At 40.6% G+C, this 11,303-nt stretch carries 10 protein-coding genes; 9 read left to right on the top strand and 1 reads right to left on the bottom strand.

Annotation, left to right across the window (positions count from 1 at the left end; genetic code table 11):
• Positions 1-74: 74 nt before the first annotated feature.
• From UYK_RS0120775 to UYK_RS0120735, 9 genes are all read left to right on the top strand, one after another.
• A complete protein-coding gene (locus UYK_RS0120775; protein WP_009456439.1) occupies positions 75-1,193 on the top strand; it encodes a glycosyltransferase family 2 protein in 1,119 nt (372 codons plus the stop codon).
• A gap of 16 nt (positions 1,194-1,209) precedes the next feature.
• The gene (locus UYK_RS0120770; protein WP_009456438.1) at positions 1,210-2,322 is read left to right on the top strand and encodes a glycosyltransferase family 2 protein; all 1,113 of its coding nucleotides are present in this window, start codon (positions 1,210-1,212) and stop codon (positions 2,320-2,322) included.
• A gap of 71 nt (positions 2,323-2,393) precedes the next feature.
• Complete coding sequence (locus UYK_RS0120765; protein WP_009456437.1) at positions 2,394-3,074, top strand: class I SAM-dependent methyltransferase; 681 nt, start codon at positions 2,394-2,396, stop codon at positions 3,072-3,074.
• 63 nt (positions 3,075-3,137) lie between these two features.
• On the top strand, positions 3,138-3,926 hold the full coding sequence (locus UYK_RS0120760) for a class I SAM-dependent methyltransferase (protein ID WP_009456436.1): 789 nt from the start codon (positions 3,138-3,140) through the stop codon (positions 3,924-3,926).
• A 7-nt stretch (positions 3,927-3,933) separates the two neighbouring features.
• Entirely contained in the window at positions 3,934-5,094 is a 1,161-nt protein-coding gene (locus UYK_RS0120755) for a glycosyltransferase (protein WP_009456435.1), read from the top strand.
• Between the two features lie 4 nt (positions 5,095-5,098).
• Positions 5,099-6,253, top strand: coding sequence for a glycosyltransferase family 4 protein (locus UYK_RS0120750; protein ID WP_009456434.1), 1,155 nt, complete (start codon positions 5,099-5,101; stop codon positions 6,251-6,253).
• A gap of 2 nt (positions 6,254-6,255) precedes the next feature.
• Positions 6,256-7,509: a glycosyltransferase family 4 protein gene (locus UYK_RS0120745; RefSeq protein WP_009456433.1), complete on the top strand. Its 1,254-nt coding sequence runs from the start codon at positions 6,256-6,258 to the stop codon at positions 7,507-7,509.
• A complete protein-coding gene (locus UYK_RS0120740) occupies positions 7,510-8,673 on the top strand; it encodes a glycosyltransferase (RefSeq protein ID WP_009456432.1) in 1,164 nt (387 codons plus the stop codon).
• Between the two features lie 155 nt (positions 8,674-8,828).
• Entirely contained in the window at positions 8,829-10,166 is a 1,338-nt protein-coding gene (locus UYK_RS0120735; RefSeq protein ID WP_016872088.1) for a hypothetical protein, read from the top strand.
• A gap of 18 nt (positions 10,167-10,184) precedes the next feature.
• Here the strand turns inward: UYK_RS0120735 and UYK_RS0120730 are convergent, their stop codons facing one another.
• On the bottom strand, positions 10,185-11,300 hold the full coding sequence (locus UYK_RS0120730; RefSeq protein ID WP_009456430.1) for a nucleotidyltransferase domain-containing protein: 1,116 nt from the start codon (positions 11,298-11,300) through the stop codon (positions 10,185-10,187).
• Positions 11,301-11,303 lie beyond the last annotated feature (3 nt).

Raw genomic sequence — 11,303 nt, 5'->3', positions numbered from 1 at the left:
TAAGCACAACTTGGTATGAGCAAAAAAACAATAATGTACAGACGCCGGTGAAGTAAAATTCAAGGATTCAGCTAATGTTAGAACTGCAAACTGAAAAGCTACAACCCATTAAACTACCCCAGCTTCCTGATAACCCCTTAGTCTCCGTATTGATTGCCAATTACAATTATGAAAAATATATCAGTCAGACCTTAGAAAGTGTCCTTCGCCAGACATATCAAAACTTTGAAATCATTGTTTGTGATGATGGTTCCACTGATAACTCCTGTGATGTTATTGCCAACTACGTTCGTAAAGATTCTAGAATTAAATTAATCAGCAAACAAAATGGTGGAGTTGCTAGTGCTTTAAATGCAGCTTACCAAAAGAGTCAAGGTGAAATCATTTGCTTACTAGATGCAGATGATATTTGGATGGATAGAAAGTTGGAGAAGGTTGTCAATGAGTTTAAAACCAATCTTCAAGCTGGCTTTGTAATTCACAATGTTGTTCAAATTGATAGTGAGGGGAAGTTGATTAAACCTCACCCCATGTATAAAAATCTAGCTTCTGGCTGGATGGGAGTTCACGCTTTAGAAAACGGTGGATTTATTAACAATATTCCTCAAGCTTCAGCCCTGAGTCTTCGTCGAGAAATTGCTGATTATATATTTCCCCTGAATGAAGAATTTAGACGCAATGCCGATAGTTTAATCTTCCGTTGTGCACCCTACATAACAGTCATCGGATCTGTACCCGATGTACTCAATCAGTTCCGCTTGCACGGAAGTAACACCACAAGCGTAGCGATCGTGTCGGCAGACTTCATTGAGAAATCACAAACTACCATAGCTCGCGTACATCAAGAACAAAAACAGTTTCTGTTAAAAGTTTATGGAACTGAAATTGCAGAGCGGTTGAAAGATTGGCGATGCAGTTTGATAGTTTGTCAAAATCTTTATCTACTTGCTCGTCTCAAAGGTGCATCCAAATTAGAAACTAGAAAAACACATCAACAACTCATAAATCACCCAGAATTCTATCAGCTATTTGGTCGAAATACACCTCACACATGGCTATTAAAATGGGGTGAATTTCTACCAGATGCAATCTTTAAAATGTTATTTGACCAAATTTATGGTTCAGGTAGTCTCAGACGTTTTGTTGGGAGGTTCCGCCGGAAAAAGCTATTTGTTAGTCGTGTAGCTGAGTAATAGTAAGGATAAATATATGCAACAATCTCAAACTGAGAAACTTAAACCAGTTCAACTATCACCACTTCCAGAGACCCCGACAGTCTCAGTTTTAATTTCAAACTACAACTATGCCAGATACATCGGAGAAACGATAGAAAGCGTACTTTGTCAAACTTATCCCCATTTTGAAATCATTGTTTGTGATGATGGTTCTACCGATAACTCTTGTGAAATTATTGAAACCTATGTTCAAAAAGACAATAGGATCAAGTTAATACGTAAGAAAAATGCAGGTGTTGCTATTGCTCTCAATAGAGCATATGAGCAAAGTAAAGGAGAGATTGTCTGCATACTCGATGCCGATGATCTTTGGATAAATAACAAATTGCAAAAGGTTATCGAAGCATTTAAATGCAATCCAAAGTCCGGTTTTGTCATTCACAATGTAGTTGAAATCGATGGACAGGGGAACTATGTGAAGTTAGCTCCTAAGCTGGAACGTTTAGCTTCAGGATGGATGGCACCCTATGCTTTAGCTAATGGTGGCTTAGTCAAGCATATACCACCTGCTTCTGCACTCTGTCTTCGACGGGAAATCACAAATCTAATATTTCCTTTAAATCCAGCAATGGTGAGAAACACAGATAGCCTAATATATCGTCTTGCCCCATTAATTACAGAAATTGCAGCCATAGAAGAAATTTTAAGTAAGTTTCGTTTGCATGGAGCAAATGCCACAAGTGCGAAAACAATAACCCCGGATTTAATAGAGCGGGGACAGGTTAGTGCCAAGCTTGTACATGAAGAGCAGAAAAAATTTCTCCAAGATTTCTATGGTTCAGAAATTGCAGATCAGTTGACAGATCAGCATCAGAACATAATATTTTGCCACGAGTGCTACTTGCTTTCTCGTCTGAAAAAAGAATCGAAAGCAGCGCGCGCAAAAGCGCATCAGCGACTGATCACACACCCAGAATTTAATACGACATTTAGCTGGTACAAACCTCATAGATGGCTAGTGCAATATGATCTCCCAGATGTGCTTTTTACATTCTTATTTCAACAAATATATGGACAGGGTCATCTTAAACGCTTGGGGAAATGGCTGCTTAGAAAAAAGCTAAATGCGAGCTTTGTACATGGGTAAACTTGTTGCACGCTAATTGTATAAAGTTTTGAATCTTAAAAATATAGTGTATTAAATAGGAATTTGTATAAATGCTCAAACTCAATCTTGGTTGCGGTTCTCATACTCCAGATGGTTGGTTAAATGTAGACTATGCCCTTGGTTCTTGGTTAGCTAAGCTACCTGTGTTTTCTACCATCAATAAATATCTCAAAATTATCAATCTCGACTGGCCAGATAATATTTTTATTTATGACCTGCGAAAAAGTTTTCCGTGGGCGGATAATTCTGTGGATGTAGTTTATAGCTCCCATACTCTGGAGCATTTCTCACGCACTGAAGGACAAAAATTTTTAACAGAATGCTATCGGGTTTTGAAGCCGAATGGCATTATTCGCATAGTGGTTCCTGACTTGAGCGTCATAGTCAAAAGTTATCTGCAAGGTGAAATACCAGCACATAAATTCCTTGATGCACTTGAAGTTAGCTACGAAGATTCAGCAGATGGATTCCTCAAACGTAAATTAGCACCTTTTATTCGTTTTCCTCATAAGTGCATGTATGATACTAATGCACTATTACAAGTTATGTCAGAAATTGGCTTTGAAGTAGCAAGTAAGCAAGGTTTAGAAAGCGATATTGAGGATGTCGCCATTATTGAACAATATAGCCGGACAGTGAATGCTGTCATTGTTGAAGGAAAAAAAATAACTGACCATGCACCCAAATTGCAAGAAAGCTCACAGCCAGTTTCTCTAGTAGGTAATGCATGATCAATAAATAGGCTGAGAATACTAAAAATTAGAGTAAATTCAGTATTTTTTTTATTAACAATAATGATGAGTCATACCAAGACATATCGAGAAGTCTTACAAACCAAATATTACCTGTCACAAATAGCAAAAAGCTGTATATCAGCTATACAATCTGTGACTTATGCAGGGAAAGAATATACTTGTCCTTGTTGTGAAGGAAGTTTTCGGACATTTTTACCTGCGGGAATTAATCATAGACCAAAGGCTGAATGTCCGAAATGCTTTTCTTTAGAAAGACATCGTTTGTTATGGTTATATCTGAAAAATCGCACTAATTTGTTGTCGGAAAAATTGAAGGTGCTACATTTTGCACCGGAATTCCAACTTTACAGACTGATTCGGAAATTGCCCAATATTGATTACCTAACTGCTGATTTATCAGCACCACGGGTAATGATGAATATGGACATTACTAATATACCTTTTGCCGATGCTTCTTTTGATGTGATTCTCTGCAATCACGTATTAGAGCATGTACCAGATGATGCCAAGGCCATAAAAGAATTATACAGAGTCCTCAAGCCAAATGGTTGGGCAATTCTCCAAGTTCCTTTAGATAAAAACATTGCTGAAACATTTGAAGATCCGAATATCACTTCTGAAGAAGATAGAGTAAAGTTCTACGGACAAAAAGACCATCTGCGACTCTACGGACGTGATTATAAAAATAGGCTAGAAGCAGCAGGATTCCAGGTAAAAGTAGAAGATTATATTCACGAATTAGGTGATGACTTAACAGAAAAATATCGTTTGGTGAGTGAAGATTCCAACACTGAAGATATTTATTTTTGTACAAAGCTAAGTGTGTGAAGTTTATATGAGTCAAGTAATTACTGAGAAAATTTCACCACTGCGGGTTCTGTTTATTACCCATACTTATATGGTTGGTGTCAACCAAGGGAAACTAGATGCGATCGCATCTACCGGGAAAGCAGAAGTTGGTTTACTCACCCCTAGTAGATGGCGGGCGATCGCTTGGGGAAAGGTCATGGAATTAGAGACTCCTTTTCCCCACATTCACATGTTCCCGACTAAGGTATTTTTTAACGGGCGCAGTACAGTATATTTTCATCCACCACTAGCAACTTTGCGCGCCCTCCGGAATTTTAAACCAGATATTCTACAAGTTGAACAAGAAGTACTGGCGATTTCTGCCTTTGAAATGGCAGTTTGGGCAAGATTAACAGGTAAAACCCTAGTTGTCTTCTGTTGGGAAAACATTGACCGCAAACTCCCCTGGTATCGCAGCTGGATGTATAAATTTGTGCTGAATTCCGCCAAGTTAATTATTGCAGGGAACCAAGAAGGGGCTGATATTATCCGGAGGTGGGGTTACAAAGGTCAAATTGAAGTTATGCCCCAAATGGGAGTAGACAACCAGTTCTTTGCTCCCCAGCCAAAAAAACATCCTCATCAGGAATTCCGCATCGGCTTTGTAGGGCGTTTGGTACATCAAAAAGGTGTTGATTTGATCTTAAAAGCTGCCAAAAACCTGCGCGATCGCGGTTACTCCGTGAAGATTATTTTGTGTGGAACTGGTGTCCATGAAGCAGAACTACGCCAAGAAGCACACAGACAACAAGTAGAAGACTTGGTGGTTTGGTATGGTGTAGTCCGCCATGATCAAGTACCCCAAGTCATGAGTCAGTTTGATGTCTTGGTGTTACCCTCTCGTAGCATTCCCACCTGGAAAGAACAATTTGGCCATGTACTTATTGAGGCTATGGCAATGGGTATCCCTGTTGTTGGGTCTACTTGTGGAGAAATCCCGAACGTTATTGGTCGTCCAGATTTAGTGTTTCCCCAGGAAGATAGCGAAGCGCTAACTGCTATTCTCGAACGCATGATCCGCGAACCAGATTGGTGGAAAGCCGCAGGAGAATACAGCCTGCAAAGAGTGCAGCAACAGTATACACACGAAAGTATTGCTCAAAAACTAGTTAATCTTTGGCATCAAGTCGTTGATACAAACACATAAAAACATGCGTGTAGCAATTGTCCGCAGGCTGCCCAAAGCCTCCTTTAGTATGGATGTCTATGCTGATGGTTTGGTTAGTGGCCTCAAAGCAGTTCGTCCAGACTGGGAAATTATCGAATTAACTCCACGCTCGTATTCTCTCAGTCATAAAAAAACTTCCTGGCTTCAAGGAATTGGGAAGTATTACGAGCGTTACTGGCGCTATCCTGCCACTGTCAGGCAACAGGTAGCTGATGTTTTTCATATTATTGACCATAGTGATGCCCATATTGTCCAATGGCTGCGTCAAACTCATCGACCCGTAGTTGTTACCTGCCACGACCTAATAAATTTTATTTACCCAGAAAATATTCAAGACCAAGCAAAGTTACCAGTAGTCAGCATGGCTGCTTGGAAGTATGCCATCAAAGGACTCAAACAGAGCGATCGCATTATCTGTGTCTCGAACCATACAGCCAAAGATGCGATGCAGTTGTTGCACACACCAGCAACACGTCTAAAAGTAGTACACAACGGCGTAGAGTCAGATTTTTATCCCTTACCAGCAGAGGAAATTTTAGCTTTTCGCCAGCAGCAGGGATTGACACCAGATACGATTTGCCTGCTGAATGTAGGGTCAAACCATCCCCGGAAAAATGTCATAACAATACTCCAAGTTTTACAAAACTTAAATTCCCAAGGAATGGGCGTTCATTTTTGGAAAACAGGCGCAGATTTCACCAAAGAACAAAAAACATTTATCCAGAAGCACAACCTTACCTCCTGTATCAAGTATCTAGGTAAGCCAGATAAAAATACACTCAGACAAATTTACAACGCAGCAGACATTCTGCTAGCACCTTCCATTTATGAAGGTTTCGGCATCACCATTTTAGAAGCAATGGCTTGTCAGACGGCAGTTATTAGCTCTAATGTGACTTCTTTACCAGAAGTAGTGGGGGATGCAGGAATTTTAGTCGAGCCTCTGGATGTGTCAGCTATGGTTGAGGCCATACAGCAGATTCAGCAAGATTCTAGCTACCATCAACAACTAATTGAGCGGGGACGAGTTCGGGCGAAAGAGTTTACCTGGGAAAAAGCCGCCTCTCAAGTGGCTGAAGTTTATGAAAGTTTGGTTGGCGTGCAGCGAGATTATTCCTTACAACAATCTATGGTCTAGGTATGGAAAATCAACAAAAACCCTTAAAAGTTCTCCTCTCTGCCTATGCTTGCAGACCGGATATGGGTTCGGAACCGGGTGTTGGTTGGAACATGGCGCGAGAGTTGGTCAAACACTACAAAATCTGGGTCATCACTCGTGCTGAAAATCGCCCATTCATTGAGGCGGAACTGACACAAAATCCCATTCCCGGTTTAGAAGTCATTTACTACGACCTACCAGCTTGGGCGCGTTGGTGGAAAGGAAAGAACCGAGGCGTCCACCTGCATCATTATCTTTGGCAGATCGGCGTTTACTTCTTAGCACAAAATTTACATCGCCAAATCAATTTTGATTTAGTCCACCATGTCACCTACGGTAGGTATTCCGCTCCTAGTTTTCTGTCTTTGCTACCTATACCTTTTGTTTGGGGACCTGTGGGCGGTGGTGAATCTGCACCCACGCCTTTCTGGCAAGACTTTAGTACAAGTAATAAAATTTACGAATTTCTCCGTAATATTGCTGCTTGGGTAGGGGAGCGCGATCCATTTGTTCATCTCACAGTCAAGCGCAGCCAAGTAGCAATTGTAGCCACACCCGAAACTTCTGCCCGTGTCAGTGCCTTAGGTGCGAAGCGCATTGAGGTAATATACGGGCAAACTGGTATCAATCAACAAGAAATTGCCCAGTTGGGGCAGTTACCCGTGGAGGCGTCGGCAACATCTATCCGCTTTATTAGTATTGGCAGGTTGTTACATTGGAAAGGCTTTCACCTGGGTTTGCGGGCTTTTGCCCAAGCCAACTTACCAAATGGAGAATTCTGGATTGTGGGTGACGGGCCAGAAAGAAAGCGTTTAGAAAACCTGAGCCGAGAATTACAAATTAGCGATCGCGTCCATTTTTTTGGCAACTTGCCACGAGATTTGACTTTAAGCAAATTGGGAGAGTGTGATGTTTTGGTACACCCCAGCTTGCATGATTTCTCCCCCACAGTTTGTTTGGAAGCAATGGCAGCCAGTCGTCCAGTAATTTGCTTGGAACTAGGGGGACCAGCAACTCAAATCACCGCAGAAACCGGATTCAAAATTCCTGCCCATACTCCGGAGCAAGTTACCGTAGACATGGCAAAAGTCATGCAGCGTTTGGCTGTGGAACCAGATTTAAGAGTTCGCATGGGAAAGGCAGGTAGGCAAAGAGTAAACCAACTCTACAGTTGGGAAATGAAAGGCAAGTTTTTGAGGAAACTTTATACGGAAATCGTTCATCAGGGGGCTTAAATGCGGATTCTCAGCGTACACAACCGTTATCAAATTCGCGGCGGCGAAGATGAATCTCGCCAAGCCGAAGAAAACCTGCTGCGAGAAATGGGGCATGAAGTGACAGTGTACGAAGAACACAATGATCGCATTGCCAAGATGAATCAGTTACAGGTGGCATCACGAACAATTTGGTCACAAGAAGCATACCAAATTATCCAACGGCGACTCAAAGAACAACCCCAGGATATCGTTCACGTCCAAAATTTTTTCCCTTTAATTTCTCCCTCAGTTTATTATGCTGCCAAAGCTCAGGGTGTGCCTGTAGTTCAGACACTGCGAAACTACCGTTTGTTGTGTCCTAATGCTTTGTTTTTTCGCGATGGGCAAGTTTGCGAAGACTGTCTGGGTAAATTTTTGCCCTTACCAGGAGTGATACATGGTTGTTACCGCGAAAGTCGGGTAGCGAGTGTCGCAGTTGCTAGTATGCTAACAGTCCACCGCACGCTTCGCACCTGGACAAAAATGGTTGATGTCTACATTGCTTTAACTGAGTTTGCCCGCCAGAAGTTTATTCAAGGGGGGTTACCCGCAGAAAAAATCGTCGTAAAATCCAACTTCGTTCATCCCGATCCCAAACCTGGAGAGGGTAAGGGTGGCTATGCTTTATACGTCGGTAGGTTATCTGTGGAAAAGGGTTTGAATACCTTACTGGCGGCTTGGAAGCAATTACCGATGCGACTACCTTTAAAAATAATTGGTGATGGACCGTTAGCAGGGAAGTTGGCAGCAGATACCCAAGATATGCCCCACATCGAATGGTTGGGTCGTAAATCTATGTCGGAGGTTTATGAGTTGCTTGGAGAAGCAAAGTTTTTAATCTTTCCCTCTAATTGGTATGAAACCTTTGGTAGGGTAGCTGTCGAAGCTTTTGCCAAGGGAACACCGGTGGTGGCTTCTGATATCGGTGCGATCGCAGAATTGGTAGAGGACAAGCGTACTGGACTTAAATTTATACCTGCTGATTCCGCAGATTTAGCGAAAAAAGTTACGTGGTTGTGGGAAAATCCCCAAGAACTGAATCGGATGCGTCAAGAAGTTAGAAGGGAATATGAAATAAAATATACAGCCAGACAAAATTATCATAAACTTATGGAGATTTATGATTTAGTTCGTAATCTTTAAGTTTTTAAGGGAAAAAACGAACACAGATGAACACAGATGTAGACGCCCTTACGGGCGGCTTCACGCAGGGTACACAGATAGATGTGTACTTCATCTAATATTAATTACTTATGACCAACTCTAATGGATAATATAAGTGTTCAAATGAACATGATATGGTTAAAAATTCTGTAATTTTGTTGCTTGCCTTTGCTAGTGCGTTTCTACCGCGAGTTCTAGATGCAGTTGGTTTTCCTTCAGTAGTAAATTTTGCTCACTTTGTCTTCATTCCTTTAGCAGGAATTTTCACATTTTTACAAATTCGATCCAAAATTCGAGTGCAGATGGCACTCGAATTGTTAACAGCTTTGCTGAGCTTACTTGCAATCGTTATTTTTAGCGCTTTGCTCAACAAAGCAGGTGTAGTCAATGTCTTTTTAGACTATATGTTGCGTGCTGAGTGGTTCATCTTTTTACTTGCCATGATTAGCATCACACCAACAGAAAAAAGTCTTAGGCGTCTGCGTTTTTGGTTTTTATCATTTGCTTTTATTAATATATTTTTTGCGTTTGTACAGAAGTTTATTTTACGTTGGGGAGAAGGTCAACCAGCAGCAGGAGATTTCATCACCGGAGTTTTTCTTGGACAAGGTGCGGGTTGTGATGTTTCTTCTGGAGTTTCGATTATTTTTGCTATTTATTATTTCACCAGTTCTAAAAAATCTCCCCTCTGGATACGTATAGCTGTAGCTGTATTCGCAATTATACATCTTTTTATTGCAGATGCAAAATCACACTTATTAGTGTTTTTAGTCGCCTTGATATTAGTGATGTTAACTAAACTAAAACTAACAAATAAAAGTATTACTTTATTCTTGAAGTACTTGGTGTTAGCTATTTTATTTTTAGGTGGAATTCATTTGGCATCTCAGACGGTAGCTCCTTCATTACTTGCGTTTTCCCGAGAAGACCAAATGCAGGATGGTTTAGATTTAAAATTCTCAATATTTTCGATTGTGACATCTCACTATCAATCGCCCTTAAATTTACTTTTTGGTTTAGGACCCGGACACACTGTTGGTAGATTAGGGGGATGGATTTTAAGGGATTATGCCAGCTTATTAGAGCCTTTAGGTGTGACAAAATTTCCTGCGAGTCAGGAAGCATGGGATGCGGTTTGGTCTACTTGGATTGGTCCTAGAAGTCGTTTGTGGTCGCCATTTTTTGGTTGGGCTGGTATTTGGGGAGATTGGGGATTGTTTGGTTTAGCGGCTTTCATTTATGTAATGTTTGTCGCTTGGCGGCGATTTTGCGTTGATGATGCTTGCAGAGTGATTTTGATGAGTGTAGCCGTGTTTGGCTTTATTTTTACCCAGATGGAAGAACCAGGATATGTCATCTCTGTAGCTGCAATTCTGGGTTTGCGGTGGCAAGAGGTACAATTAACCAAGCGATCGCGCGATCGACAACTACAGTTAATTTACAATAGCAATCCCCAGCTAGAATTGAACTAACAATCACAAGTGCAACTATTATTTTCTGACAATCATTAACCAGCGTAGAAACGATTGAAAATACAAAAATTTATTTTGCCAGCGTTCTCTGACTCTCATATGAAAGATTGTTCTGCCCAAAAATTTAGGGTTATGATTATCTTTCGTAAATAGACTTTGACAAATGTCTGAAGATAAAGCAACTACCTCTGTATCTGCTTTGATTTGCCGTAACACTTTTACTGGTAGGGTGACATCCAATAAATGATGAGCCAAAAAAAGACCGAGAAAGAACATACGCTTGCAGTCTAATTCAGTAGTTACTTGAATAAGATAATCCCAATTAACTTCTGGATTAGTCCGCAGTAGTTCTGCAATATCACAAAGCCAAATTAATCTTTCCCAACGATGTCTGGAACCATGAACACATAAAATTGGCAACCAATCCTCCAACGGTAGGTTATGTATTGTAATGCCAGCAAAAGGGAAGGGTTTTAGCTTACTCCAAAAGTGTTTGGTTTCGATTGGAGATGTATATTCTGGGCTAACTCTCCAGTGAATCTCTACCAGAATTTTCTTTTCATCATGAAAAAAGTTATAGCTATGTTCGCTTTTCGCTTCAAGAAAGGCAATTTCTTCTCGTTGAGTTAATTCTACTAATGGTTGATATCCCAGAGAAATTAATATTTTCTTGAACTCTAGAACATGCTGCTGTTGCACTATAATATCTAAATCACCACTAGGGCGCAGTGCTATATTGCCATATACAGTGCTAGCCAAAATTGGCCCTTTATAAGGAACCCCTTTAATATCTTTTTCTTGTAATAGATGCAGAATCTTAAATAATTCTGCACACAAAACTAAGTTGCGTTGGCTATTGGCATAAGAAAGATGACGAATTTGATTGATAGCTTCTTTGGGGATATCATCTTTACAGATAGTATTCAGGTTAGTGTATAAAAGCGGTACTAAACCATGTTTATATGCCTGACTAATTACATCTTGCCAGTCTAAATTTGGTAGTTGAATCAAACTTTTTATTTGTTCGGTTTTAGCAGCGTCTCTTTTTGTAGAAGCACAATAAAGAAGTAGCTGTATTTCAGGGCGAACATAGATATTTAAAATATTGGCATTTAACTTTGGTAGAGTTTGCATTTG

This window comes from Fischerella thermalis PCC 7521 (assembly GCF_000317225.1).
Taxonomy (GTDB): Bacteria; Cyanobacteriota; Cyanobacteriia; order Cyanobacteriales; family Nostocaceae; genus Fischerella; species Fischerella thermalis.
This window is presented reverse-complemented; position numbering and strand designations above follow the sequence as displayed.

Bases quoted from the DNA above. Each gene is read 5' to 3' on its own strand.
- UYK_RS0120775 (WP_009456439.1), top strand. From the start codon at position 75: ATGTTAGAACTGCAAACTGAAAAGCTACAACCCATTAAACTACCCCAG.
- UYK_RS0120770 (WP_009456438.1), top strand. From the start codon at position 1,210: ATGCAACAATCTCAAACTGAGAAACTTAAACCAGTTCAACTATCACCA.
- UYK_RS0120765 (WP_009456437.1), top strand. From the start codon at position 2,394: ATGCTCAAACTCAATCTTGGTTGCGGTTCTCATACTCCAGATGGTTGG.
- UYK_RS0120760 (WP_009456436.1), top strand. From the start codon at position 3,138: ATGATGAGTCATACCAAGACATATCGAGAAGTCTTACAAACCAAATAT.
- UYK_RS0120755 (WP_009456435.1), top strand. From the start codon at position 3,934: ATGAGTCAAGTAATTACTGAGAAAATTTCACCACTGCGGGTTCTGTTT.
- UYK_RS0120750 (WP_009456434.1), top strand. From the start codon at position 5,099: ATGCGTGTAGCAATTGTCCGCAGGCTGCCCAAAGCCTCCTTTAGTATG.
- UYK_RS0120745 (WP_009456433.1), top strand. From the start codon at position 6,256: ATGGAAAATCAACAAAAACCCTTAAAAGTTCTCCTCTCTGCCTATGCT.
- UYK_RS0120740 (WP_009456432.1), top strand. From the start codon at position 7,510: ATGCGGATTCTCAGCGTACACAACCGTTATCAAATTCGCGGCGGCGAA.
- UYK_RS0120735 (WP_016872088.1), top strand. From the start codon at position 8,829: ATGGTTAAAAATTCTGTAATTTTGTTGCTTGCCTTTGCTAGTGCGTTT.
- UYK_RS0120730 (WP_009456430.1), bottom strand. From the start codon at position 11,300: ATGCAAACTCTACCAAAGTTAAATGCCAATATTTTAAATATCTATGTT.